Source organism: Kitasatospora sp. RG8, from assembly GCF_017813315.1.
Taxonomy (GTDB): Bacteria; Actinomycetota; Actinomycetes; order Streptomycetales; family Streptomycetaceae; genus Kitasatospora.
Map to the genome: position 1 here is coordinate 490,534 of NZ_JAGIYX010000001.1, position 26,039 is coordinate 516,572.

Annotated in this window: 12 protein-coding genes; 2 read left to right on the forward strand and 10 right to left on the reverse strand. The window is 76.5% G+C overall.

Annotated elements, in window-relative coordinates; genetic code table 11:
* Positions 1 to 149: 149 nt before the first annotated feature.
* The 7 genes from J5Y04_RS02155 to J5Y04_RS02185 all read right to left on the reverse strand — a co-directional run bounded on the left by J5Y04_RS02155 (position 150) and on the right by J5Y04_RS02185 (position 15,938).
* Positions 150 to 1,694 (reverse strand): lipase maturation factor family protein, encoded by a 1,545-nt coding sequence (locus tag J5Y04_RS02155; RefSeq protein WP_209410037.1) that lies wholly within the window; start codon positions 1,692 to 1,694, stop codon positions 150 to 152.
* A 279-nt stretch (positions 1,695 to 1,973) separates the two neighbouring features.
* On the reverse strand, positions 1,974 to 2,441 hold the full coding sequence (locus J5Y04_RS02160) for a MarR family winged helix-turn-helix transcriptional regulator (protein WP_209409603.1): 468 nt from the start codon (positions 2,439 to 2,441) through the stop codon (positions 1,974 to 1,976).
* A 149-nt stretch (positions 2,442 to 2,590) separates the two neighbouring features.
* Positions 2,591 to 4,702, reverse strand: coding sequence for a hypothetical protein (locus J5Y04_RS02165; protein ID WP_245203970.1), 2,112 nt, complete (start codon positions 4,700 to 4,702; stop codon positions 2,591 to 2,593).
* Positions 4,699 to 8,628 (reverse strand): DUF5682 family protein, encoded by a 3,930-nt coding sequence (locus tag J5Y04_RS02170; protein ID WP_209409605.1) that lies wholly within the window; start codon positions 8,626 to 8,628, stop codon positions 4,699 to 4,701. Before J5Y04_RS02170 ends, J5Y04_RS02165 begins: the two co-directional genes overlap by 4 nt.
* 4 nt (positions 8,629 to 8,632) lie before the next feature.
* Positions 8,633 to 9,835 carry an AAA family ATPase gene (locus J5Y04_RS02175; protein WP_209409607.1) on the reverse strand — a complete coding sequence of 401 codons (1,203 nt, stop codon included), beginning with the start codon at positions 9,833 to 9,835 and terminating at the stop codon, positions 8,633 to 8,635.
* Complete coding sequence (locus tag J5Y04_RS02180; RefSeq protein WP_245203971.1) at positions 9,832 to 15,081, reverse strand: hypothetical protein; 5,250 nt, start codon at positions 15,079 to 15,081, stop codon at positions 9,832 to 9,834. The genes J5Y04_RS02175 and J5Y04_RS02180 overlap by 4 nt, the downstream gene beginning before the upstream one ends.
* On the reverse strand, positions 15,078 to 15,938 hold the full coding sequence (locus tag J5Y04_RS02185) for a DUF4132 domain-containing protein (RefSeq protein WP_209409609.1): 861 nt from the start codon (positions 15,936 to 15,938) through the stop codon (positions 15,078 to 15,080). The genes J5Y04_RS02180 and J5Y04_RS02185 overlap by 4 nt, the downstream gene beginning before the upstream one ends.
* 216 nt (positions 15,939 to 16,154) lie before the next feature.
* Here J5Y04_RS02185 and J5Y04_RS43410 point away from each other — a divergent pair, with 216 nt between their 5' ends.
* Positions 16,155 to 20,228 carry a DEAD/DEAH box helicase gene (locus J5Y04_RS43410; protein ID WP_209409611.1) on the forward strand — a complete coding sequence of 1,358 codons (4,074 nt, stop codon included), beginning with the start codon at positions 16,155 to 16,157 and terminating at the stop codon, positions 20,226 to 20,228.
* A 16-nt stretch (positions 20,229 to 20,244) separates the two neighbouring features.
* On the opposite strand, the gene J5Y04_RS02195 is transcribed toward J5Y04_RS43410, so the two are convergent.
* From J5Y04_RS02195 to J5Y04_RS02205, 3 genes are all read right to left on the reverse strand, one after another.
* Entirely contained in the window at positions 20,245 to 21,384 is a 1,140-nt protein-coding gene (locus J5Y04_RS02195; RefSeq protein ID WP_209409613.1) for a sorbosone dehydrogenase family protein, read from the reverse strand.
* Between the two features lie 183 nt (positions 21,385 to 21,567).
* Positions 21,568 to 22,434 carry an ABC transporter ATP-binding protein gene (locus tag J5Y04_RS02200; protein ID WP_209409615.1) on the reverse strand — a complete coding sequence of 289 codons (867 nt, stop codon included), beginning with the start codon at positions 22,432 to 22,434 and terminating at the stop codon, positions 21,568 to 21,570.
* A 137-nt stretch (positions 22,435 to 22,571) separates the two neighbouring features.
* Entirely contained in the window at positions 22,572 to 23,615 is a 1,044-nt protein-coding gene (locus tag J5Y04_RS02205) for an ABC transporter substrate-binding protein (protein WP_209409625.1), read from the reverse strand.
* 254 nt (positions 23,616 to 23,869) lie between these two features.
* Between J5Y04_RS02205 and fhuB the strand changes: the two genes are divergently transcribed.
* Positions 23,870 to 26,035: a Fe(3+)-hydroxamate ABC transporter permease FhuB gene (gene fhuB / locus J5Y04_RS02210; protein ID WP_209409628.1), complete on the forward strand. Its 2,166-nt coding sequence runs from the start codon at positions 23,870 to 23,872 to the stop codon at positions 26,033 to 26,035.
* Positions 26,036 to 26,039: the final 4 nt, after the last annotated feature.

The window sequence follows — 26,039 nt, forward strand, 5'->3', positions numbered from 1 at the left end:
GGTGCGCACGGAGGCCCCGGCGGGTGGGGCTGGGGGTGCGCGGTCGGCCTACCGGTTGTGGAGGCCAAGAATACGGGTGCCCGTTCGAGCCTTGCACGCACCCACCGCTCGACGGACCGGTGTCGCGTGCCACACCGCCCGCCTGGCCGCTACCCGGGAGGTCCGGGCGGGTGGTGCGGGGCTGGGCCGGGCGGGTGACCGGGCCGACGGCGCAGGCCCTCCACCGGCACGCTCCGGGTACGCCGACCGAGCGGCGGCCGGTAGCCGGATCGGGCGAGGGTGTCGAGGGTGACCGGCGCGAGGTACTCGTGCAGCGGCGTCCGGTGCCACCAGGCTCCGGTTTCGCGCAGTTCGCGCCAATCGGTGAACCGGTAATGGTGGAGGGTCGCCCGGACGTGGGTCGGCGGGGCGTCGGGGAAGGGGTTGTGGCGCAGCAGCCGCAGGGTGGCCGGGTCGTTGGTGAGCAGCCGCGCGACGAACGGCAGGAACCAGGGCCGGGCGTAGGCGGGCGAGATGCCGGCGAACCACATCAGCCAGTCCAGGCGCAGGTGGTAGGGGGCGTACTGGCGCGGGAGGCGGCTCACGTCGCCGGGCTTGCCCTTGAAGTCGTACTCGCGCCAGACGGTGTGCCGGGTGACGGTCGGCTCGTCGGTGCCCTCGACGACGACCTCCTGGCGGATGCGGTTGACGCTGCCGAAGGCGCCGTAGGTGTTGACGAGGTGGAGGCGGTTGAAGGAGCGGTTCATCACCTGCCGGCGCGAGACCAGGTTCCGTACCGGCCAGTAGCTGAGGACGGCGACGACGACGGCCAGCGCGATCACCACGGCCTCGAACCAGCCGGGGGTGCCGCCGTACGTGCGCGGGTGGACGGGCAGGCCGAGCCGGGCGGGGTCGACGGCGGCGAGGGCGAGCGTGATGGTGAGCCAGTTGAGCCAGGCGAAGTTGCCGGAGGCGACCAGCCAGAGCTGGGTGGCCACGATCACGCAGGCGGCATAGGTGGCGACCGGCTGCGGGAGGAAGAGGCCCACCGGGACGATGAGTTGGGTGAAGTGGTTGGCCGCCGCCTCGACCCGGTGCAGCGGCGCGGGCAGGTGGTGGAAGAACCAGCTGAGCGGACCGGGCATGGGCTGGGTCTCGTGGTGGTAGCGCAGGCAGGTCAGGTCGCGCCAGCAGCTGTCGCCGCGCAGTTTGATCAGTCCGGCGCCGAACTCGACCCGGAAGACGAGCCAACGCATCAGCCACAGCAGCAGGACGGGCGGGGCGGCGGCGTCGTTGCCGAGGAAGGCGGCCAGGAAGCCCGCCTCCAGCAGCAGGGACTCCCAGCCGAAGGAGTACCAGGTCTGGCCGACGTTGACGATCGAGAGGTAGAGCACCCAGAGCAGTGCCCAGAGGAGTACCGAGGCCCAGAGCGGTACGGCGTCGCCCAGCCCGGCGACCAGGCCGGCGGAGACCGCGGCGCCGGTCCACGCGACGGCGGCGAAGAAACGGTCGCTGTAGTGGAGGTGGAAGAGACCTGGGGCCTGGCGGAACGACACCCGGGCGGTGTAGCGGGGCACGGGAAGCATCCCGTCGGCACCGATCAGCGCTCTGAACTGGGCGGCGGCGGCGAGGAATCCGGTGAGGTAGACGGCGGCCAGCAGCCGTTGCACGAGCAGCCTGCTCAGCCAGTACTCGGGGGCGGCGAACCAGTCCATGCGGCCCATGCCTACCACCGGCCCGGGCTGCCGGGCGTCCGCTCGGGTGTGCGGCGGGGGCGGTTCACCCGGGCGGCACTCCTTCCCGTTCCCGGCGCGAGCCGGCGGCGGGCGGAAGGCGGCGGCCTCGGGCGCCAGGCGGCCTCGGGCGCCAGGCGGCGTCCGGCACCGGGCCGACCCCGGCGGTCCGAACGGCTCGGCGCCGGGGTCAGGCGGCCGGGATCGGGCGATGGGGCCGGGGTCAGGCGGTGAGGCCGGGGTCAGGCAGTGGGACCGGGGTCAGGCGGTGATCGGGGCGGTGGGGGTGAGCTCCAGCTCGTCCAGGGCGTTCACGAGCGGGGCCAGCTCCGGAATCCCGGTGGCCTTCGCCAGCGTCGCCTCCAGGGTGGCGTCGTGCACCGGGCGTGCGGCCTGGAGCAGTTGGCGTCCCTCCGGGGTCAGCTCGGTGTAGATGCCGCGCCGGTCGTCCGCGCAGAGGAAGCGGCTGAGCAGGCCGCGGTCCTCCAGCCTGGTCACCAGGCGGGTGGTCGCGCTGCTGCTCAGCGCTGCCGCACGGGCCAGCTGCTGCATCCGCATGTGCCAGCCGTCCTGCCGGGAGAGGGCGTCCAGCACCGTGAACTCGACCACCGAGAGCTGGTGCTCGGCCTGCAACGCCTTCTCAAGCGCCGTGTCGATGAGTCCGTGCAGCGCGGCGAGCGTACGCCACCCGCGGGCGCGGATCTCGGCGGCATCGTCGTGGATACCCATGGCTCGCCCTTCTCTTCCCGGTCCCGTCACTGGTGTCGGCGCCGGTAACGTGTCCGATCCGGGCCGATGGTGTGACGACCGGTCGAACGTCTCCCGTCCACCAAGTATGCCATTCGGCGCGGTTTACCTGCCTGTACAAGTACTTTTCCTTATGGGGCGGGCGTGACCTCCTCCCCCTGCCGCGCCCAGCCACCGGCGCAGAGCGCCGAGGCCAGCTCCTCGCCGTAGCAGGCCGCCGCCAGCCACGCAGTGGTGAACGCCTCGTGATCATCCGCCACCACCCGGCCGAACACGTCCCGCAGCTGGTCCCCCGCCGCAGCGCACAGCCCGCCCAGCAGCAGCGCCCCCGTCGCGAGGCCCGCCGCCCGCAGCCATGCCCCGTCCGCGTCCAGCGTCCCGGCCTTCCCCGTGCCGAGGGCGAGCGCCGGCCGCCCGCCGGTCACGGCCTGCTCGACCCGGCGGGTGAGCAGGTGGACGGGGACGTCGGGTGCGTCGGAGCCGTCCGAAGCCCGGACCGAGACGGCCGTACCGGCCGGGTCCATGGGGCTGGGTGGGTCCACGGGGCCGACCGGGCCCACGGGGTCGGCCGGGTCGTGAAGGCGCTCGGGGACGGGCCCCGGGAGGGGCTGCGGGAACGGCCCGGCGAGGCGTTCGGGGAGGGAGAGGTCGGCGGTCTGCAGCCGCTCCAGGCCCAGGTTGACCCGACCCGCCCGGTCGGCGGGAAGGGCCAGCGACGGGAGGCCCACTTGATCGTGCAGCCCCGCCTGTCCCGGCCCGTCCGGGGCCGGGGCGAGTGGAGCCGGGGCCACCGCGAGCAGGCGCAGTTCGGGGCGGGCGGCCCGTTCCAGCCGGCCGATCACCCGCAGCCGCAGGCCCGGCGCGGTCGCGAGCAGCGCCAGATTGCCCCGGAACGCCAGGCCCGGGTGGTCGTGCGCCGCGCGCAGCGCGACCACCAGGCCGTCGCAGTCGGCGAGCAGCCGCACCGGACCGGCCGCACCGTGCGGTGCGGCGCCGAGCAGCGTGACATCCAGGAAGAGCAGGTCGCTTCCGGCCGGCCGGCTCTCGTACGGCACCGTCGCCGCCGACAGGGCACGCTCCACCTGCGTGGCTGCCGGCTCCGCCCAGAGGCCGGCCGCCGGCTCCGCCGTCCACGCGGCACCCGCCGCGCGGACGGCCTTCACGGAGGCCCCCGCGCCGAGCCGCCCGTTGGCGGACCTGGTCGCCCCCTGGACGACCAGCCCGGCACGGCTGAACTCGCGATGGCTGAGCAGCGCGTCGCCCAGCCGGACCGCCCGGCCGCCGGCGCCGACGGCCTGCGGTGCCGCGGCCGTGGCATCGGCGTGCGGCATGACCTCCGCGATCGTGCTCAGCCGCCCGGTGGCGTCCACCGCCCAGGTGAGCACTCCCGCGTGGGTGGCCGTCAGCACCGGCTCGGAGAACAGCCCGTACAACCGCAGGCCGCCCGCCTCCGCGTAGGTCTGCCGGGCGGTGCCGCGCAGGTCGGCGGTGCCGCCGTGGCCGTTCACCAGGGCCGTGGTCAGTTCGAGCAGCTCGCGCACGGCCGCGACCAGGTCGGCGAGCCGGTGGTCCGGCTCGCCCGAACGTGCCGCGCGGATCCTGGTCACCACGGCCACCGCCGCCGCCGACGGCCGGTGGAGCCCCGCGAGCCGGGCCCGGTGCCCCGCGCGGAGCAGCTCCGCCTGGACCACCGCCCCCGCCCCGCCGACGCCGGCGGCGAGGACGGCGGCGGCGGCCCGGTGCAGGTGCCGGAGGGCGGCCGACTCGGCCGGGGTGAGCGGTGCGTCCGGCCCGGGGGCGGCGGCCGGAGGCTGTTCGCCGCCCGCCTCCGCCGGTGCGGCCGCTGTCGTGACGCCCTCCGGTGCGGCCGCTGCCGTGGCACCTGCGGGTGTGACCGCTGCCGTGGCGTCCGCCGGGGGCACGGGCTCCTGTTCGTCCTCCGCGAGCCGGCAGACGGTGACCGCCGCCGCGCGGTGCACGCAGGCGGGCGCGAGCAGGCAGCCGCAGCGGACGCCGGCCTGGTCGACGACCACTCCGCCCGGCGCGTGCAGGACCAGCTCCGCCTCCTCGTCCACCGCGACCCGCCAGTCGTCGCCGGCGCGCTCCACCGGCCGTGCGGCCAGCTTGGCGGCCGCACCGTCCAACCGCTTCTGCAGGCGCGCCGACAGCCCGCCGACCACCTCGGCGACCACCTCCGGCCGCACCGCCGGCCACGTCGTGTCCGCTTCCATCGATGCCGTCATCGGATCTTCTCCCCCACCCACCGGGCCAGTTCGAGCGGGCTGAGCGCCGCCACCGGCATCCCGGCCGCGACCAGTTGGCTCGCGACCGCCTTCGAGTACCGCGCCGTCCCCGTGTCGTCGAGCGCGGCGCAGCCGAGCAGCCGGCAGCCCGAGTCGACCAGCGCCCGGGTCTGTGCGAGCAGCCCGCCGACCGGGCCGCCCTCCTCGAAGTCGCTGATCACCGCGACCAGCGTCCGGGACGGCACCGTCACCAGCTCACGCGCGTACTTCAGCCCGCTCGCGATGTTCGTGCCGCCGCCGATGCGGACCTCCAGGAGCAGGCTCAGCGGATCGTCCACCCGCTCGGTCAGGTCGACGACCTCGGTGGAGAACGCGACGAAGTGGGTGCTGAGCGCGGGCACCCCCGCCAGGATCGAGGCGGTCAGCGCCGCCCACACGGTGGACGACTCCATCGACCCGGAGACGTCCACGACCAGGATCAGCCGCCAGTCCGCCGCCTTGCGGGCCCTGGTCCGGAAGACGGGCCGCTCGGGGACGATCACCGTCCCGCCGTGCTCGTCCCCCGGTCGTGCGGGGCGGGCGGTGGCGAGGTTGGCCCGGATCGTCCGGTCCAGGTCCAGCCCGCCGCCCGGCCGGCGGCTGGGCCTCGGGACGCTGATCCCGGTCAGCGCCGGGCGCAGCCTCGTCGCCAGCTCCCGGGTGAGCTCGTCCACCAGCCGTCGCACCAGCGGGCGCAGTCCGGCGATCCGTGCCTCGGGCAGCCCGCCGGCGTGTTCGAGCACGGTGCGGAGCAGCTCGACGGAGGGGCGGACGGCATCCGGGTCGATCGCCTCCAGCGCGTCCGTCCGGCCCTGCGCCGCGGCCGCGGCCAGCACCTCCTCCCGGATTCCCGGCCCGAACAGCGCGGCCAACTCCTCGCCCCACTCCCGTACGCCCGGATACGGCGCCTCCCGGCCGCCCCGGTTGCCGCCCGCACCGCCCCGGCCCTCCAGCCCCGGCCCGGAACCCTCCCCGCGGCCGGTGCCGTACAGCTCGTCGAGCGCGGTGGCGAGCCGGGCGGACCGTCCGGCGAGGCCGCCGTTCCCCGGCCGCCCGAGCAGCAACCGCCACCGCTCGGCGGGGGCGAGGAGCTGGGCGGGTGCGTCGGTCCGGGCAGAGATGGTGGCGGTGTCGGGGGTATCGGGGGTGGCGGTGTCGGCAGGGGTGGCGGCCGGAGCCGGGCGGTCCGGCGTCGCGGCGAACGCCTCCGGGAGGAGGCCGCGCCGGCCCAGGGCGGCGCGGGCCGCGAGGTCGGCGCGGGCCCAGCCGGCGAGCAGCGCGGGCGCAACGGCGTCGGGCAGGGCGTGCAGTCGGGTGCCGAGCCGCTCCTCGACCAGGACCAGCAACCGGTCACGGGCGGCCGGGCTGAGGGTGTCGAAGCCACCGCGCAACGCGGGCAGCCGGTCCAGGAAGCCGGTGTCCGGCAACGTGGTGACCCGCTCCAGCACCGGTTCGAGCACCTCGGGCGCGGTGTCGAAGAGCCCCTCGGCCGCCGTCAGCAGCCCGACCAGCGCGCGCCCGAGTGCGAACCGGCTTTCGGGGCCGGTGGCACCGTCGACCCACGAGGCGGCCCGGCCCCCGAACGCCGTCGGAGCGTCCTGGCCGAGCAGCACCCGCACCGCCCCCGCCGCACCACGGACCAACGGGCTCCCTCCGTCGGCGAGTTCGGCCAGCGTCCGGCCGAGCCGGACCCCGCCCGAGCGGTCGGCCCGGCGCGCGAGCTCCACCAGCGCACGGGCGTCCGCCGGATCGTCCGACCCGCCCAGGCCCTCCAGCTGACGCACCGCGGCGGTGGTCAGCAGCTCCCCTGCGGCCGCCAGTGCTTCGGCGGACACCGGGTTCAGGTCGGCTGAGGCCGCGGCCCCCTCGACCGGACCGGCCGGCGACGGGGAGGCGGAGGCCCCGGCCCGGCGAACGCCCACCGGAGGAGCGGGCGCCGGCCCGGGTGCGCCGAGCGCATCGGCCGCCGCGGCATCGGCCTCGTCGGCCGGGCCGGACGGATCCGGGGCGAGACCGGGGACGTGGCCCGCGGTGAGGCGGTCGAGGAGGGCGAGGGCGTCGAGGAGTTCGGGGAGGGCGGCGGTCTCGGGGAGGACGGCGGTGAGCTGGCCGAGGCGGGTGCCGGCGAGGGCGGGGAGGCCGCAGGCGGCGGCTTCGGCGAGGCCGGTGAGGACCTCGCGGGCGGTCGGACCGTCGCCCTGCCGTTCGCGGCGCAGGCGTTCCCGCAGGGCGCCTTCGGCCGCCTGGGCCGGGGTCACCCCGCGGGTGCCGGCGACGGTGAGCATCGCCGCGGTGGCCGGGGTCCACTGCACGCGCCAGCGGGTGCCCAGGGTCTCGGTGCCTCCGGCGCCGGTGGTGGCGACCGGTTCGGCGTACGGGACGGCGCAGGCGGTGAGGCGGTGGAGGAGCAGCTCGCGACGGCGGTCGAGGACCGAGCGCAGCGGGTCGAGGCGGAGTTCGCGCGGTCCGGCCTCGGCGGTGTCGGCGGGGCCGGGGAGGCCGAGCCGGGCGAGGAGGGCCTCGACGGCGGGCGCCAGGCCGCTGCGCGGAGCGCCGGGGGCGGCGCGACCGGTGCGGGTGCCGACCAGGACGCTCTCCAGGGCGCGGGCGACGGCGCGGCCCCGGCCGAGCGGTTCGCCCTGGGCGAGGACGGTCTGCACGGCCTCGACCAGTTCGCCGCGGCCGGGGGCGGCGAGGCCGCGCAGGCGGGCGAGGTCGCCGGCGAGGCGGACGACCTCGCGGGCGTCGGCGGGGCCGGAGGGGTGGTCCTGGGTGCGCAGGGCCTCGCAGATCCGGACGGCGGTGCGGACGAGCGCCTCGGCGAGGTGCTCCGGGTCACCGCCGGCGGCGAGGACGGTGTGCTGCCACTCGGGATCGCGGATTCCGGCCGGGTAGCCGGAGCGGGCGTCGAGCAGGGGGTAGGTGTAGGGGATCAGCGAGACGACGTGGCCGCCGTCGGGCACCGGCCGCGCCTCGGCCGCCGCACCGTCCTGCGGGTCGGACTGTGGGTCGGCGTGCGGGTCGACCTTCACACCGTCCCGCGGATCTGGCTGTGGGTCGGTCGGCGGATCGAGCAGCGCGGGTGCGTGGAAGGCGCCGACCACGGCGGCGACCCGCCGCCCGCCTGCCGCCGCGGCCCGGATGCGCGCCCGCATCCACTCCTCGCGCCGCAGGTCGTACCGGTCTATGCCGGTGCGGGCGGCGGCGTCGTGGCGCATGGCCCAGCCGACCAGCAGTGCGGCGCGCCGGACGGCCTCCGGGGTGGAGCCGGGGGCCGCGGTCTCGACCAGGCGGTCCCAGAGGTCCTCGTCGTCGTCGCGGCCGGTGAGCCGGTGGCGCAGCGCGTCGGCGACCCCGGGGTGGCCGCCCTCCCCCGGCGCGTCGGCCGGGCCGTCGGCGTGGGCGGAACGGCCCTGGCCCCGGTGGGCGAGCGGCAGGTCGCAGGCGAGCGCCTCCACGCCGTTGCGCCGGGCCCACCGCAGCGCGGCCAGCTCCGGGGAGAAGTCGGCGAACGGGTAGAAGGCGAGCCCGGACGCACCGTCACCCGTGGGCTCCCCCGGGCCGCCCCCGGCCCCGCCGGGGGCGGCGGCGAGGGCGACCGGTGCCTCGGTGGACTCGTCCGCCAGCCAGCCGAGCCACGGCTGGAACTCGGCGGGCAGTTCCACCAGCACCACCTCGGGGCGGGCGGCGTCGAGCAGCGCGGGCACGACCGCGCTGAGCGAGGGGGCGTGGTGCCGGACCCCGATCAGGTACGGCCCGGGCGTGGCGGTGCCCGAGGCGGCCAGCCGGGCCGCCTCCGACTCCACCACCCCCCGCGGGTCGGCCGGCACCCGGCGGGGGTCGTCGGCGTCCGCGCCGTGGGCGTGGACCGCGCTGCTCGTCGTCATCGCCTCACGCCTCCAGTGCCGGGCGGAGGTCCCACAGGGTGCGCCAGGTGCCGGCGCCCTGCTCCGCACGGCGGCGGACCGGACCGTCCCAGTAGCCCAGCAGGCGGGCGGCGTCCGACGGGTCGTCCTTGCGGACGACGCCGATCAGCTGGCCGGGCAGCCGCCCGAGCAGGTCGCCGCCGTCGGGCAGGTAGGCCGCGGAGACGCCGAGGGCGGTGGCCACCGAGACGGCCTCGGCGGTGCTCATCACGGTGGACGGGCGCTCGACGTCCCACCCCTCGGTGGAGCGGCCGGTGCGCAGGTCGCGGAAGGCGGTGACGAGTGCCTCCAGCACCGCGTCGTCCACCGCGTACGGCGCTCCGGCGCGGGCGACGGCGGCGGTGGACTGGCGGCGGACCAGCTCGACCTCGGCGGCGAGGCTGCCGATCGGGCCGACCGTCTCGAAGTTGAACCGCCGTTTGAGGGCCGCCGACATCTCGCTGACGCCCTTGTCCCGCAGGTTGGCGGTGGCGATCAGGGTGAAGCCGGCCGCGGCGTGCAGCTGGCCGTCCGGGGTGCCGGCCAGCTCCGGGACGGCGATGCGCCGTTCGGAGAGCAGCGACACCAGGGCGTCCTGGACCTCCGGCAGGCAGCGGGTGACCTCCTCGACCCGGGCGACGGCGCCGGTGGTCATCGCGGTGAGCACCGGCGAGGGCACCAGCGCCTCCCTGCTGGGGCCCTTGGCGAGGAGCAGGGCGTAGTTCCACCCGTACTTGAGCTGGTCCTCGGTGGTGCCGGCGGTGCCCTGGACGGTGAGCGCGCTGGTGCCGCAGACGGCTGCGGCGAGCAGCTCGGAGAGCATCGACTTGGCGGTGCCGGGCTCGCCGACGAGCAGCAGGCCGCGCTCGCCGGCGAGGGTGACGACGCAGCGCTCGACCAGCGCCCGCTCACCGACGAACTTCTGCTCGACGGCGAGGCTCTTCCGCCCGGCCTTGAGCTTCTCGCCGTCGCTGCCCATCACGAAGGTGACGACAGCGCGCGGGGTGAGCCGCCAGCCCGGCGGGCGGGGGCCGGAGTCGTGCGCGGCCAGGAACTCCAGCTCGGCGGCGTACTTCTCCTCCGCCGGGACGCTCTGCCGCGTCGGGGTCGGCGTCCCGGCCTTCGCCGTCCGGGCGGGAGGGGGCCCGGCGGCCGGGGGGTGGGTGTTCACGGTCTCGGTGGTGCTCATCGGCGGGCCTTCCTGCGCTTGCTGGTCCGGAGCTCTTCGTAGCCGGGGGTGTCCCCGTCGCCGATCCGCTGCCAGGCCCGGGCGAACAGCTCCGGGACGGACAGGTGCGGCAGGACGGTGTGGTGGGTGGGCAGTTCGTACAGGCCGGCCTTCCAGGTCTCGGCGGGCAGGCCGGGGGCCTTGGCCTCCTGCCAGCCGCCGGGCAGGAAGAGGCTGCGGCCGGCCCGGGCCCGCTTGGCCTCCAGCACCAGTCCGGTGGCCGCGAGTTCGGCGCGGGCCCGCTTCAGCCGGGCGGGCTTCCAGCCGGTCCAGCGGGCGACGTTGCGGTCGGTCGGGTCGGGCAGCGCGAGCAGCTGGAGGTAGAGCGCGGCGGCGTCCTCACCGAGGCCGTGCGCCTTGACGGCCTCGGCGACCAGGTCGGGCACGCTGAGCTGCGGGTCCTGCGCCCAGCCGGTCGGCGCACCGCCCTCGGGCCCGGCCTCCGGCAGCGACACCAGCCGCTCCAGCTCGCCGCTCAGGACCGCTTCCAGGGCGCGCCGCTCGCCGGCGAACCAGTAGCTGGCGGAGAGCCCGCCGAGCAGCTCCAGCAGGGGGTCGTCGGCGCCGGTGAGCCCGGCCGGGCGCAGCCAGACGTGCTCGTCCTCGCCGCCGCCGGGGGCGAGGACGAGTGCCTCACCGCAGCGGACCAGGCCGTCGGCGTCGGCGCCGCCCTCGGCCGGCAGCCCGTACCGGGAGCGCAGGACGGCGGCCAGCTTCTGGTCCTTGAAGGTCAGATGGAGGTCGTGGTCCAGCAGCAGGCCGGGGTCGGCCAGGCGGGCCCGCAGTGCGGCGACGGCCTGCGGCAGCAGCGGGCGCAGCGGGCTGTCGGCGGGCAGGTGGTAGGCCAGCCAGCGGAGGGCGTCGACCGTCCCGGCGAGCGTGTTGCCGCCGGGCACGGCGGCGGGGTCGTCGGCGCGCAGGCGGACCGCGCCACCGTCCTCGTCGGCGCGCACCCGGTAGCCGGTGGTGCGGCTGAGCCAGGGCGTCCGGGCGGGGTTGAGCACCGCCTCGATGTGGCCGATGTCGGCGCCGCTGACGGTGGCCTGGGCGTCCTCGGGCAGCGTGACGAGCGTGCCGAACAGCTCCGTCCAGCGGGCCGCCCCGGCGGCGGTGTCGGGGCCCTCGGTCCAGAGGCTCTCCGGATCGGCGGGCAGCAGCGCGCCCCAGACGTCGGCGAGGGAGGTCCGGTCCCGGTCGCGGAGCCAGTCGCGGGCGGCCTTGGCCTCGGTGTTCCTGAGGCCGTACTCCTTGAGCCGGTCGGCCGGCAGCACGTTGCCGTACCAGTGGAAGAGGGTGCCGGTGGGGCTGAGCAGCAGGGTGGCGCGGGTGGTGCCGATGCCGGTCCGCGCCGCGAAGTCGGCGGCGTGGTCCGGCTCCCGGGTGGTGGCGCCGCGCAGGGCCAGGACCCGCCGGAACCCGGCCAGCCACGCGGCGCTGATCCGCTCCTCGGTGTTGCGTTCCTCGACGGTGGTGAAGTGGGCGACGGGGCCGAACGCGCCGCTCGGGTCGTGGTCGACGGCGAGCCAGTGCACCCGGTCGCCGTGGTGGTGGCGGCAGCCCAGGACGACGACGGTGCGGTCGCCGTGCCGCAGCACCTGCCCGGCGCGCTTCTTGTGCCGGTGCTCCCGGCCCGCCTCGTCGAGCGGCTCGCTGAGGGTGATCTCGCGCAGGGTGGCACCGCGGTCGGCGAGCAGGCCCTTCGTCAACTCGTCGAGCAGCACCACGAGGGAAGACCGCTCGGCGCTCCCGGTGAGCGGGGCCGCGGCGGCGTAGGCGAGGGTGCCGAGCCGGCCGAGCAGGTGGAGCCAGCCGTGGTGGTTGTCGTCGCCGAGCAGCCGGACCTGGAGCGGGGTGGACCAGCCCTCCCCGCCCTCGGGCACCGCGGGCGGGGCGGCGAGGACGGCGGTGACGGTGCGCAGGTTGTTGAGGGCCAGCCACCCGCCGTCGCTCCCCCAGGACGGGCCGAAGCCGCCGAGGTCGGGGAGCAGGATGCCGACGGCCTGGCGCAGCTCGTGGTCACGGCCGTGCTCGGGCTGGTAGGCGGCGCTCCGCCGGGCGGCGTCGGCCTTGGGGCGCGCCTCGGCCTCGGGCTGCGGGAGGAACCGGGCGACCCGGTCGAGCAGGTCGGCGGCGGCCCGGGCGAGCCCGGCGACGCCGGCGCGCAGCAGCGGGTGGGAGACGCCGGGCAGCGCCTCGCCGACCGCGGTGACGGGCACCCTGCTGCGGGACTTCTTGCCGTTGGCCAGCAGGCGGCGGGTGCCCTGGACGGTGAGCCAGCGCTGCTCGTCGGCGGGCACCGGCTCGACGTCCACCGGCCAGGCGGCGTCGATCAGTTGGGCGGCCTGCTGGGCGGTGACGGCGCGCAGGACGCGCGAGCCCTCCTCGTCGCGCGGCCGCAGGGCGTGCCAGTGGACGAGCGGCGGGACGTACGCGGTGCCGGCGGCGGCCAGCCCGCCCGGACGGCAGACGCTCAGGTCGGCGGTGGTATCCGTGTCGGCCGTGGTGACGGTGCCACCGGCGGTTCCGCCCGCCGGGGTTCCGGCCGCGTGGGTTCCGGCCGCGTGGGTTCCGGCCGCCGGGTCGGCGTCGGTGTGGGCGTCGGTGTGGGCACCGGCGGCGTCGGGCAGGGCGAGGGCCAGGCCGCCGCCGCGCTCCTCGACGACCAGCGGGCGGGCGCCGCCGGGCAGGGCGAGCCGGCCGACCGGGAAGCGCCGGGCGTGGGTGCCGTCACCGGCCAGCACGAGGGTGGTGCCGTCGGCGGTACCGGTGGTGACGCGGCCTCCGTCGACCCGGACCCAGCTGCCGAGCGCGGCACCGTCGGTGCCGAGCGGGGTGGCCTCCAGCCCGGGCTGCATCGGCAGCAGCCGGGTGCGCTGCACGTCGAGCCGGCCGGCCGCGGCGGTGGCGGCGATCCGTGGCGGCTCGGCGGCGCGGCCGAGGGTGCCGGTGGCCGGGTCCAGCTCGGTGAGGTGGCCGCCGCCCCGGCCGTGGCGGACCGTCCAGTGGCCGGTGCCGTCGCCGGTCACCGGGTGCTCGGCGGGCATCCGGGTGTCCCCGGCGTGCAGGGGGCGCTCTCCGGTGGTCCGCCCGCCGCCGGGCAGCGGGAGGGACGGGACGCCGGGCTCGTCGTTGCCGCCGTAGTAGCGGACGACGGTCTCGCCGCCGAGGACGAAGGTCTCGGCCGGACGACCGGACCAGTAGGCGTGCTGCTTGCCTTCCCGGTACCAGGCGACGAGCAGCTCGCCGTCGACGTAGCGGAGCCGGGGCCGCTGCCACCGCTCCAGCTTGTCGGGGATGCGCAGGGTGTGCTCCAGCACGATGCCCTGTGGGCCGGTCACCACGACCTGGTCCTTGCGGGCCAGGATCAGGTGCGGCCAGGCGTCCTCGGTGTACAGGCCCTCGGGGAGCTGCCGGCCGGCCGGGCCGCCGGGTGCCGTGCCCGACTCGACGCCGAGCCTGCGGAGCGCCTCTTCGAGGGCGGGCCAGCCGAGTTCGTCGAGGATGCCGGCCCGCAGGGTGCGGGCGAGCAGGCCGGTGACGTCGAGCCCGGCGATCCGCTCGGCGGCGGCCGGGTTCTCGCTGCGGATGGCCGTGCGGCTGGTCCGCAGGACGCGCAGCAGGTCGGCGGCGCTCGCCAGGCCGCGGGTGGCCAGGAGTTCGTCGGCGCGCGCGTCGGACCACTCGACGAACAGCTCGCGCAGCACCGGGAGGGCGGGCACCTGCCGGGCCACGGCGGCGTCCCAGGCGCCGGGGACGGCGGCGCGCAGCGCGGGCCGGAACCGCGGGTCGGCGGCGAGCGCGGCGAGCGTGCGGCTGTCGGGCCCGGACCGGGCGACCCAGGCGGAGAGGTCGAGGGAGAGGCCGTCGGCGGGGTCGGCGACCGGGACGCCCTCGGCGAGCAGCAGGTCGAGCACGCCGAGCTGGACGGTGCTGCGCCGCACCCCCGTCAGCAGGTCGACCGGGACGCCGTCGGCGCGCAGCCGGCCGGCCATCCGGCCGGCGAGGGCGATGGTCTCGGACCCGGGGCTGTCGTTGTTCCAGCCCCGGCCGACGTGGTTGCACCAGCTCCGCAGCCAGTCGGCGGGATCGGTGGGCCCGGCACCCTCGGCGGCCCCGGCGCCCTCCGCGGGCGCGGTGCGCGGCCCGGTGAGCAGCTGCTCGGCGCCGCTCTCGGCGAGGACGGCGAGCCAGGAGGCGTCCTGGGCGTTGCGGTCGGAGGTGCCGGCCGGGTCGGGCAGGATCTCCAGCAGGCGGGCGCGGACCGCCTCGTCGCTGCGGCCCAGGTCGATGACGGCGCCGTGCCAGGACTTCCAGAACGCGCCGGGCGCCCGGTTGACGGCGGGTGAGGCGAGCAGCTCGGCGAGGAGCGCCCGCTCGTGCTCGGTGCGGTCCAGCCCGGCGGCCCGGATCAGGGCGCGGGCGTCCTCGGCGACGCCCGCGTAGGGGGCCATGCCGGCTGCCGAGCGTTCGGTGCAGAGCTGGCGGAACCGCTGCCAGGCGGTGAGCGGGTCGAGCCGGGTGCTCAGCTCCTTGACGTACTGGCGCAGCGACTTGACGGTGAGCGCGCCGGCCAGCGCGAACTCCAGGAAGACGGCGCGCAGCCGCTCCTCGTCCACGGTGAGGCTGTGGGTGCGCTCGGCCTCGCGGGCCTTGCCGAAGAAGGTGCCGGCGTAGGTCTGGTTGCCCTGTTCGAGGAAGATCCGGCCGACCTCCTCGCAGTAGGTGGGCAGGAAGTGCGGCACGGCGCGGCCGAGGCGCACGGCGAGCGCCTCGAAGCCGTCCTTGGCGTGCCCGGGCTTGGACCTGGCCTGCCGGGCGAGCCGCTCCATCTCCTTGACCAGGGCGAGCGCGTGGTGCCCGTTGGCCGGGTCGTGGACCAGCGCCCAGGCGGGGAAGCCCAGCGCCTCCTGGCGGACCTGGCCGACCTCGGCGGGCTCCTCCGCGGGCCTGAGGCCGAGGAACTCGACCGCCAGGTCCTCGGCGGGGCCGAGCGCGCCGGGCACCAGCCGGACGATCCGGCGCCCGTCGAGCGCGGGGTGGGCGTAGCTGCGGGCGGTGAGAACGTCGGCGGGGCTGTCGGGCCGTCCGGCGCCGGGCAGCGTGCCGGCCGGGAGCACCGCCCCGGCGTCCAGCAGGCGCTCGCGCTGTCCGGTCGTACCGGTGCCGCCGCTCTCGGTGCGGCCGGTGTCGGTGGCGCTGGTGGTCATGCGGCTTCCTCCCCTTCGATCGTGCGGCCGGCGTGCAGCGCGGCGGCCATCCGCATGCCCTCGGACCAGGCGACCGGCCCGACCTGGGCGAGCGGCAGGACCTTGCCGCCCTGGCCCGTCCAGCTGAGTGCGCCGGTCTCGCACTCGTCGTACTCGTAGTAGTCGCCGACCCAGACGCGGGCCTCCAGGGCGACGCCGCCCTCGACGACCGGCAGGACGGCGTGGCCGCCGCGCACCCGGTAGCCAAGCCGGGCGCAGCGGCCGAGCAGCTCGCGCAGCTCCTTGTAGCGGCCGCCCGCGTAGGTCGTGACCTCGGTGCCGGGCGCGTCGGCGCCGGCCGGGCGGTGCCACACCTCCCGGTACAGCTGCTGGACCTGCTGGGCGACGCCGAGTTCGACGGCGAACTCGCGCAGCTCGTCCAGGTCGTCCAGCAGGACGGGGTGGGGTATCCGGATCTCGGCGTCGGTGAGGCGCACGGTGTCCCCGTCGAGGTCGACCAGGCCCAGCCCGCGTTCGGCGTCGGCCCCGCGCAGGAACCCGGCGACCGAACCGTCCGCGCCGGTGACCACCAGGTCGCGCAGGACCTCCTGCCAGGCCTCGTCGGCCCAGACCGCGGTGACCACGGCGGCGGGCACCGGCAGCGAGCGCACCATCCACCGCTCGGCGTCGTCCAGGCAGCGCCGCCGGTGCCCGGCCAGCCACTCGGTGAGCTGCCTGAGCCCGGTGACCACCGGATCGTCGTTCAGCTTCGACGGGACGGACTTCAACAGGCGGCCGGCCGCGTTGCGGCAGACCACCTTGCCCTCCTCGTCGAGCGCGACTTGGTAGCCGCCCGTTCCCGCTTCCACCCACGCCACGGCCGCTCTCCTCCCAGCTGCTGGTCAGTGATGCGAGGAACGTAACGGGACACACTGACAACGCGTCGGCCGGGGGACAGCCTCCGGGCAGGCTCGATTCCAAACCCATCGAACGGGTGAACGATGGGAAGTTCCGGCCCCGATCCGGTAGATTCGCCCGGAATCTGATCGGCACACGAAGCGGCTCCGGGCCGCCTGGTCGGCACGGGGGAAACGGTGGGGACCGGACGGGCGGAGACCCGGCGCCAGGAGGCGCTGCTGGAGTGCTGGCGGGCGGTGGAGCTGTTCAGCCCGCCGCCGATCCCCGCCCCCCGCCGCCGGCGCACCGGCCGGTCCGGCGGTGCCGACGAGGCGCTGTGCGACCTGACCCCGGTCCCCGGGGAGCCGCGCCCGCTGCTGCCCTGGGCGCCCGGCCACCCGGTGACGGCGGCCCGGCTCGCCCCGCGCGGCAAGATGTGGCGCCACGAGGTCTACGGCGGGGTGTTCGAGCTGGAGCGGCTGCGCCAGGCGATGATCGCGGCGCTGCCGAACGGCACCGACCCGGACCCGGGCGTGCCGGCCCGGGAGCTGGTGCTGAACGGGCAGAGCGCGATGTACGCGCTGGTCCTGGACGAGCACGGCCGCCTGGTCGAGGACACCCCGGTGGTGTCCGCCTGCGCCTGGGCGGCCGGGCGGCTCTTCGACCCCGGGCCGTCGGCCGACGGCTGGCTGGACGGATTCGAGGACCTGGACGAGGCGTTCGGGCTGGCCGTCCGGGAGCTCACCGCGACACCGATCCCGCACGTCGCCTGGGCGGAGTCCCGGCGGCCCGGGCCGCCCGACGCGACGCTCCGGGACTCCGGCCGGCCCGCCGGCGACCGGGCCACCCGGCCCGGCGCCGACCCGAACGGCGGGCGCTCCGGGAGCGGTTGGCAGCGGCTCGTCGCCGAGATCCTCGGCGGCGCGGCGGTCGGCGCGCTCGCCGCCCTGTTCGGCGAGGTCGCGGGCGCGGCCGCCCAGGGCGCGGTGGAGCCGCTGGTCCGGCGGACGGTCGACTGGGTCGAGGCACGCCGGGCCGCCCGCGACCGCACCGGCGGGACCTCGCAGGCGGACGCGGGAGCCCCGGCGGGCGCCGGCGGCGCGGGTGCCGACACGGCGCCGGGCGGCGGCAGCGCCACCACGGCCCGGTCCGGTGGCGGCGGAGTTCCGGCCGCGCTCCCGGTGGACGACGAGTTGCCGGCCCCGGGCGCGGGGGAGGACGACGGCCCCCGGCCGGTCTCCTTCGCGGACCTGGTCGCACTGACCGCCCAGATCGCCGACCTGTGCGGCGTCCAGCACCTCCTGGACCCGGCCACCATCCGGATCAGGAGCCGCCTGGTGCGCCGCCCCAAGGACGCCCGGGCATCCGCGACCGTCGGCCAGCTCTTCCTCAACAGCCTGCTCCCGCCCGACCTGGCCAGGGTCCGCGCCGCCGCCGACAAGGGCTTCGGCCCGGCCCTGACCGCCTACCTGAGCGCCGGCGAAGAGCTCGACCCGGCCCACCGCACCGACGTCCGCGAGGATCGCGCCGCCGTCCTCGCCGGCGTCCGTCCCGCGCTGACCCCGGCCGGACGCTGGCCCGCCGAGGCCCGCCACCCGCTGGCGCTCAGCCAGCAGTTCGCCGTCAACCGGCTGCTCCGGGCCCGCGAGGGAACGACCGGCGGCCTGTTCTCCGTCAACGGGCCGCCGGGCACCGGCAAGACGACCATGCTGCGGGACCTCGTCGCCGCCCTCGTGGTCGAACGGGCGGCCCTGATGGCCGAGTTCGACCGGCCGGAGCAGGCGTTCACCGGGCGCCCGTGGTACGGCAAGGACCGCCAGGGCGTCCATGCGCGCTACGTCGCCGCACTCGACCCCCGGCTGACCGGCTTCGAGATCGTGGTCACCTCCTCCAACAACGGCGCGGTCGAGAACATCACCGCCGAACTGCCCGGCCTCGGTGCCCTCGCCGAGCACTGGCACCCGGACGAGGGCCACTTCGCCGACCTCGCCTCGGCCCTGCTCAAGGGCGCCCCGGCGTGGGGGCTGATCGCCACCGTGCTCGGCAACAAGACCAACCGCAAGGAGTTCGTCGACCGGTTCTGGTGGGGCCGGCTGCCCCCCGAGGAGAACGCCGCCCGGACTCCCCTGGGGCTGCCGCCGCTTCGCGGGATGCAGGCCGTCCTCAGCGGCTGGATCCCCCCGACTCCACCGCGCACCCGGAGCCGGCCCGGCGCCGCCGCCGCTCCCGCGGGCCCCACCGCTCCCGCGGGCCCCGCCGAGCCGGTGCCGTCCTGGCCGGAGGCCGTGGCGGCGTTCCGCGCCGCGCAGGCCGAGGTGGAGCGCCTGCGCACCCAACGCCTCGCTCTCGCCGAACTGTTGGACACCGTCGAATCATCCGCAGCCGAGCAGCGCATCCAGCACCTGCGGTCCGCGGTGCGGGCCGCCCGGGCGCGCGACGCCGAGGCCGGGGACCGGCTGCGCGAGGCCGAACAGGCCACCGCGGCGGCCACGCTCGCCACCGCCACCGCCACCACGGCCCGCCGGTCCGCCGAGGAGCGGCTCCGCCAGGCCGACCTCGACCTGGCCGCCGCCCGGGCGGACCTCGCCGCGGAGCGCGAGGTCGCGGAACAGCAGCGCCGGTACGTGGAGGCCCTGGCCACCCGGCACGACACCCCGGCCGGCGTCGAAGGCGGCCTGCGCGGCGGACTGCGCCGCCTCTTGCAGACCTCGGCCGACCGGCGCGCCGCCGAGGAGCAACGGGGCCGGTCCCAGGCCGAGATCCTGCACCTGCTGGACACCGGCCGGGCCGGCCTCGACGACCAACTCGCCACCGTGGGGCGCTCCGTGCGGGCCGAGGTGCTCGCAGTGGACGCCCGGGCACGGATCGCCGCCGAGGCCGCGGCCGGGGAGGGCCGCCTGGCGGCCGCCCAGGACCGCGAGCGCCGCGCCGAGGCCGAGGAGACCCGGGCACGGACCGGGTCGGTGCACGCCCGCCGCGAGGCGGAGAGGGCGGCCGGGGAGCTCGAAGCCGCCGTTGCCGGGCTGCGCGAGGGCCGGGAGCGGCTCGACGCGGCAGCCCTGGAACTGCCGTCCCTCCCCCGGGACTGGGCCGAACTCCCCGACCAGGAGCAGGAACTCGGCTCCCCCTGGGCCGACGAGGCCTGGGCCACCGCCCGCAGCGACCTGTTCCTGCGCGCCCTGGACCTGCACCGCGCTCTCGTCGCCGGGTCCGCGAAGAAGGTGCGCGGCAACCTCCAGGTACTGATGGAACTGATGGCCGGCACCAGCGGCCCCGTCCCCGACGAGCAGGTCCAACAGGCCTGGCAGACCCTGTTCCTGGTGGTTCCGGTGATCTCCTCGACCTTCTCGTCGATCGGCAGCATGTTCGCCCGGCTCGACCGCGAGTCGATCGGCTGGGTGCTGGTCGACGAGGCCGGGCAGGCCGCACCGCAGGCCGCCGTGGGCGCGCTGTGGCGGGCGCGCCGGGCGGTCCTGGTCGGGGACCCGCTGCAACTCACGCCCGTGATCACGATGCCGACGGCCCTCCAGCGGCGGCTGCTGGAGGCGTACGGCGTCCACGAGGAGTGGCTGCCGTCCGGCACCTCGGCGCAGGCGGTCGCCGACCGGGTCAACCACTGGGGCACCTACCTGCCCGCCCCCACCGGTGACGCCGACGACGAGCAGGTGTGGGTGGGCTCGCCCCTGCGCGTCCACCGCCGCTGCGAGGAGCCCATGTTCACCGTCAGCAACCGGGTCGCCTACGACGGCCTGATGGTCTACGGCACCGCGTCGAAGCCGTTCCCCGACGAGGAGCACCCGGGGCTCCTGCCCAGCCGCTGGTTCGACACCGAGGACCCGGAACGCAGGGCCGGCGCCGCCTGGAGCCCGCGCGACGGGCGGGCCTTCGAATTCGTCCTCAACCAGCTCGAACTGCACGGCGTGGGCATCGAACGGCTGCGCGTCATCGCACCGTTCCGGGAGCTGGTCAAGGAGTGCAAGCGGATCTGCGGCGGTCGCGAGGGCTGGACCAGGGACCTCCTGGAGGAGCGCTGCGCCACCGTCCACAAGGCCCAGGGCAAGGAGGCGGACGCGGTGATCCTCGTCCTCGGCGGCGGTTCGCCGGGCGCCCGCCACTGGGCCGCCGAGACCCCGAACCTGCTGAACGTCGCCGCCAGCCGCGCCAAGCGCCGCCTCTACGTGGTCGGCGAGCGCCGGCTCTGGGCTCCGGAGCTCCACTTCGACGTCCTGGCCGAAGAGTTGGAGGTCTTCGACCACCGCCGGGACCGATGACCCGCGGCCTGCGCCACTACGGCAACGAGAGGCGCAGGATGCGGTCGTCGCCGGGGTGGGGGTCGCCGGCGCCGTCGGTGTTGCTGGTGACCAGCAGCAGGGTGCCGTCCCGGTCCGCGACGACGGTGCGCAGGCGGCCGTAGGCGCCGGTGAGGAACTCCTGCGGCGCGGCGGCGAGGCGTTCGCCGTCGAGCGGGACGCGCCACAGCCGGGTGCCGCGCAGGGCGGCCACCCAGACGGCTCCGTCGGCGTAGGCGATGCCGCTCGGCGACGCCTCCGAGGGGCGCCACTGGACGACCGGGTCGGTGAACTCGGGGCGGTTGCCGATGCCCTCCACCACGGGCCAGCCGTAGTTGGCGCCGGGCCGGATCAGGTTCAGCTCGTCCCAGTTGTCCTGGCCGAACTCGGACGCCCAGAGCCGGCCCTGGGGGTCCCAGGCGAGCCCCTGGACGTTGCGGTGACCGTAGGAGTAGACGGGCGAGCCGGGGAAGGGATTGCCGGGGGCCGGGGTGCCGTCGGGGGCCAGCCGGAGGATCTTTCCGCCCAGTGAGCCCTTGTCCTGGGCGAGAGCGGGATTGCTGCTGTCGCCGGTGCCCGCGTAGAGCAGGCCGTCCGGGCCGAACGCGATCCGGCCGCCGTTGTGCCGGTGGCCGCGCGGAATGCCCGTCAACAGAACCGCCGGGTCGCCCAGTTGCCGGGTGGCGGGTTGGGCGGGGTCGTACGGGAAGCGGACGATGCGGTTGTCGGCGTCGGTGCTGAGGTAGGCGTAGACCAGGTGGTCGGTTGGGTAGCCGGGTGACAGGGCGAGGCCGAGCAGGCCGCCCTCGCCGCCCGCCACCACACCGGGCACGGTGCCGGCCTCCGTCCGGGTGCCGTCCTTCGCGGAGACGCGGAAGATCCGCCCGCTGTCCCGCTCGGAGACGAGGAGGTCCCCGTCGGGCAGCACCACCAGGCCCCACGGCGACTGCAGCCCGTCGGTGACGGTCGCCCGGACCACCGGGGCCGAGGCGGAGGCCGACCCGGCGGGGAGCGGTGAGGAGGCGGAGGTGGCGAGGTTCGAGGGCGCCCCCGTGGGGCCGGTGGCGGAGGAACAGCCCACGGCCGCGACCGGCCCGAGCAGCAGGGCGAGCGACACGACGGCGGAACGACGGAACACCGGTGGGCCTCCCGGAGCGCGGCGGGTGCGGATGCGGCGCCCCCAGCAGACCACACGCACCCGCCGCCCGGATCGCAACCCGCCGGGCGGCGGACGACCGCCCGACGGACGACCGCCCGACGGACGACGGCACGGCGGACGACGGCACGGCGGACGACGGCACGGCGGACGGCCCGTGGCCGTTCAGCCCGCGGCCGCCCGCACCCCCTGCGCCGGCCCCACGCCGGCCCCCGCACCCGCACCCGTAGCCGCGCCCGCACCCGTACCGGTCCGCGTTCCCGCTCGCGGCACGATCACGGGCGCGCCGTCCCCGGGTGCCGCCAGCACGTCGCTGTCGATGTCGTACAGCGCCCGCACCAGCGGCGCGTCCACCACCTCGCGCGGCGCCCCGCAGGCCACCACCTTGCCGTCGCGCAGCGCGACGACGACGTCCGCGTACCGGGCCGCCGCCGCGAGGTCGTGCAGCACCATGACGACCGTGCGCCCGCCCGCCGCCACCGTGCGGACCAGCTCCAGCACCTCGACCGCGTGCCCGAGGTCGAGCGCACTGGTGGGCTCGTCCAGCAGGACGACGGGCGTGTCCTGCGCCAACACCATCGCCAGCCAGCAGCGTTGGCGCTGGCCGCCGGAGAGGCGGTCCAGCCTGCGGTCGGCGAAGGCGTCGACCCCGGTGGCCCGCAGCGCCTCGGCGGTGAGCCGCTCGTCGTCCGCCGACCACTGGCGGAAGAGGCCCTGGTGCGGGTGGCGTCCGTAGCGGACGAGCCCGGCCACGGTGACCGCTTCGGGCGCCTGCGGGCTCTGCGGGAGCAGCGCCACCCGGTGCGCGGCCTGCCGGGGGCGCAGCCGCCAGACGTCCTCCCCGCCGACCAGCACCCGCCCGGCGTCGGGCCGGTGGAGCCGGGCGACGGAGCGCAGCAGGGTGGACTTGCCGCAGCCGTTCGGGCCGACGATCGCCACCACCTGCCCGGCGGGCAGGGTGAGGTCGACGCCGCTCAGCACCGGACGCCCGGGGCCGTATCCGGCCGTGAGGCCCTCGACCGTCAACTCCATGGAGCGCTCCTTCGGTTGGATCGGACATCGGTTGCCGGGACGGCGGGTTCCGGGACGGCGGGTTCCGGGACGGCGCAGACGGGACCCCTGCGACGGACACCGCAGGCCGGGCGCCCTACGCCGGGTGTCCCCCCGCCTCAGGACTTGGCGCCGAGCGCCTTGCCGATGTCGCCGATGACCACGTCGGCGGCGAGCGGACCGCCGCGGGTGGACCAGACCGAGCCGTCCACGGTGACGGTGTGGTTGTTCTTCACCGCGCCCAGCTCCTGGTAGGCGGGCTTCGACTGGACGTCCTTCAGCGCCGCCTTGCCGTCGTCGGTGAGGGTGGAGAGGAACAGCCAGTCGCCGTCGATCTCGTTGATCTTCTCCAGGCTGAGCGCCGGGGTGTGCGCGTTGCCGTCCTTGTCCTGGGTCTTCGGGCGGGTCAGGCCCATGTCGAGGGCGACACCGCTGGCGAACTGCTTCTTCTCCATCCAGCTCGGCCCGGTCGGGTTCCAGCGGACGATGGAGACGGCGGCGCCCTTGTTCGCGCCCAGCTCGCCGCCGGCCTTGGCGGCCTTGGCGTCGTAGTCGGCGATGACCTTGTTGGCCTGGTCCAGCTTGTTGACGGCGTTCCCGATGCCGCGGAAGGAGAGCTTCCATTCGTCGGTCGGGGCCATGGTGACCAGCGTCGCCGGGGTGATCTCGCGCAGCTGCTTGAGCATCTGCTCGTCCTGCATGTCCCCGGCCAGGATCAGGTCGGGCTTGGCGGCGATCACCTTGTCCATGACGGGCTGGAGCAGGTTGCCGACGACCGGGACGCCCTGGACCTTGTCCTTGAGGTAGGCGGGCGGCTCGTTGAGGCCCTGGCCGTTGGTGATGCCGACCGGCTTGACGCCGAGGGCGAGCACCGCGTCCAGGTCCTCCTGGGTGAGGGTGACGATCCGCTTGGGCTCGGCGGGGATCTCAACGGCCTTGCCGGTGGCGTCCTTGACGGTCCGCTTGCCGCCGCCGCTGCCGCCGCCGGCCGCGTCCGCGGCGGGGGCGCCGGAGGCGGACGCCCCGCCCTTGTCGGCGGAGCCCTTGTCGGAGGAGCCGGACGAGCCGCAGCCGGTGAGCAGGAGCGCGGCCGCGCCGGTGGCGGCCAGCGCCTGGACCGCCCGGTGGCGGGCGAGGTGGAGCGGGCTCTGGGCGGTCGACATGTGTGCCTCCGGGCAGCGGTGTTGCAGACGGCGGTAGGGGCGGGGCCGTCAAAGCGGTCGGTCGGGACGAGCGATGAAACGGGCGTGACGGTGAAGACGGGCGTGACGGTTGAACGGTGTGACGGTGAAACGGGTACGGCGGTGAAGACGGGTCCGGCTGAGGGCCGTTGCGGACGGCGGGCCAGGGCCCCGGTGGTATGGCACGGGCCCGGGCGGCCATCGAGCCGCAATGACCATTAGGTTAGCCTTACCTTATGACATTGTCGCAAGTGGGTGCCTCCGAGCAGGCCCGCACCGGCCCCGCCGCCGAGGTCCCGCCGCCGCCCGCGCCGGTCCGCCGCACCACCTGGCTCACCGTCGGCGGCATCGTCGCGGCCCTGCTCGCGCTCACCGCACTCTCGCTGTCCGTCGGCGCCGGCGAGATCGGGCCGACCCGGGTGCTCGACTACCTGCTCGACCGCGGCGGCGCCCGCAGCGACGGCCGGCTCGCCCTGGTCGTGGGCGACCTGCGCCTGCCCCGCACCCTCACCGCCCTCCTGGTCGGTGCCGCGCTCGGGGTGGCCGGGGCCCAACTCCAGTGCGTCACCCGCAATCCGCTCGCCGAGACGGGCCTGCTCGGGGTCAACGCGGGGGCCTCGCTCGGCGTGGTCGTCGGCATCGCCGTGCTCGGTGTCCAGACCTCCTACGGCTACCTCGCCTTCGCCTTCGGCGGCGCCGTACTCGCCAGCGCCCTCGTCCTGCTGATCGCCGGCAGCCGGGGCGGCGGTTCGCCGATGCGGCTGGTGCTCGGCGGTTCGGCCGTCGGCGCCACCTTCGGCGGCCTGACCGGCGTTCTGATCGTCAACTCCCCCGAGGCGTACGACCGGTACCGGGTCTGGGTGCTCGGCTCGCTGGCCGGGGTCGAGGGCTGGACGACGCTGCGCCAGCTCGCCCCCGTGCTCGGCGCGGGCTTCCTGGTCGCCGCGTTCACCACCCGCCCGCTCGCCGCACTGGCGCTCGGCGACGACCTGGCCCGCGGCCTCGGCCACCGCCCCGGCGCGACGCGGGCGGCGGTCGCCACGGCCGTCACCCTGCTCACCGCCTCGGCGGTGGCACTGGCCGGCCCGATCTCCTTCCTCGGCCTGCTGGCCGGCTTCCTCGCCCGCGCGGTCGCCGGCCCCAGGGTCGGGCGGCTCACCCTGCTCGCCGGCCTGGTCGGCGCAGCGGTGCTGACCGGCGCGGACGTCCTCGCCCGTGTGGTGGCCCGGCCGTTCGAGGCGCCGGTCTCGGTGATCGTCGCCCTGGTCGGCGCACCCACGTTGATCGCCATCGTCCGCTCCCGGAAGATGGCCGCGCTCGGCATGACCGACACCGAGCCGACCGGGTCCTCCTCCGCGCACGGGGAGGCCAGGGCCCCCGGGCCCGACCTGGTCCTGCGGCGCGGCGCGCTCTCCCTGCTGCTCCCCCGCCGGTCCGCACTGGCCGCGCTCGGCCTGGTGGCCGCCCTGCTCGCCGCCGTGGTGGTCTCCGCGCACGCCGGGCAGAGCGAACTCGGCCTGGGCCGCACCTTCCAGGCCGTCTTCGGCTACGGCGACCGGCTCGACGTGCTGCTGGTGCAGAAGTTCCGCCTCGGCCGGATCGTCGCGGGCCTGGCCGCCGGCGCCGCGCTCGGCCTGGCCGGCTGCCTCACCCAGACGCTCGCCCGCAACCGGCTCGCCACTCCCGAACTGCTCGGCGTCAACGACGGCGCCACGGCCGCCGTCCTGTTCTCCGTCACCGCCTCGGGCACGTTCGGCGCCTGGTGGGCCGGGCCGCTCGGCGCGCTGGCGGCGGTCCTGGTGGTCACGTTCGTCTCCGGCGGCCTCGGCGCACGCGGGTACCGGGTCCTGGTCGTCGGCCTGGCCATGTCGGCACTCGCCTCGGCGCTCATCCAGGTGGCGATGGCCCGGCGTTCGCTCAACTCGGCGGGATCGCTGTTCGTCTGGACCTCCGGCTCGCTCAACGGGCGCGACTACGCGGTGGCCACGCCGGTGCTGATCGGGCTCGCGGTGCTGGTGCCGTTGGCGTTGGTCGTCGCCCGGCGGCTGGCGGTGCTGCGGTTCGACGACAACGTGGCGTCCTCGCTGGGCGTCGACCCGGCCAGGGTCCGCCTCGCCTGCCTGCTGCTGGCCGTCGCGCTGGCCGGGCTCGCCGTCGGGGTCTGCGGACCGGTCGGTTTCGTGGCGCTCGCCGCCCCGGTGATCGCCGGCCGCCTCGCCGGGCCCGCGCGGGTGCCGGTGCTCGGATCGGCGCTGGCCGGGGCGGTGCTGGTGGTGCTCGCCGACACGCTCGGCCGGGTGCTGATCGGCGGCGTCGAGATCCCGGTCGGCATCGTCACCACCGTCCTCGGCGGCCCCTTCCTGCTCTGGGTCCTGCTCGGCCGCAAGGGCAACCCCGCCTAGATCT

What these genes read in the sequence shown, in the direction of transcription:
- J5Y04_RS02155 (WP_209410037.1), bottom strand. Translation starts at nt 1,694, where the DNA reads ATGGACTGGTTCGCCGCCCCCGAGTACTGGCTGAGCAGGCTGCTCGTG.
- J5Y04_RS02160 (WP_209409603.1), bottom strand. Translation starts at nt 2,441, where the DNA reads ATGGGTATCCACGACGATGCCGCCGAGATCCGCGCCCGCGGGTGGCGT.
- J5Y04_RS02165 (WP_245203970.1), bottom strand. Translation starts at nt 4,702, where the DNA reads ATGACGGCATCGATGGAAGCGGACACGACGTGGCCGGCGGTGCGGCCG.
- J5Y04_RS02170 (WP_209409605.1), bottom strand. Translation starts at nt 8,628, where the DNA reads ATGACGACGAGCAGCGCGGTCCACGCCCACGGCGCGGACGCCGACGAC.
- J5Y04_RS02175 (WP_209409607.1), bottom strand. Translation starts at nt 9,835, where the DNA reads ATGAGCACCACCGAGACCGTGAACACCCACCCCCCGGCCGCCGGGCCC.
- J5Y04_RS02180 (WP_245203971.1), bottom strand. Translation starts at nt 15,081, where the DNA reads ATGACCACCAGCGCCACCGACACCGGCCGCACCGAGAGCGGCGGCACC.
- J5Y04_RS02200 (WP_209409615.1), bottom strand. Translation starts at nt 22,434, where the DNA reads ATGGAGTTGACGGTCGAGGGCCTCACGGCCGGATACGGCCCCGGGCGT.
- J5Y04_RS02205 (WP_209409625.1), bottom strand. Translation starts at nt 23,615, where the DNA reads ATGTCGACCGCCCAGAGCCCGCTCCACCTCGCCCGCCACCGGGCGGTC.
- fhuB (WP_209409628.1), top strand. Translation starts at nt 23,870, where the DNA reads ATGACATTGTCGCAAGTGGGTGCCTCCGAGCAGGCCCGCACCGGCCCC.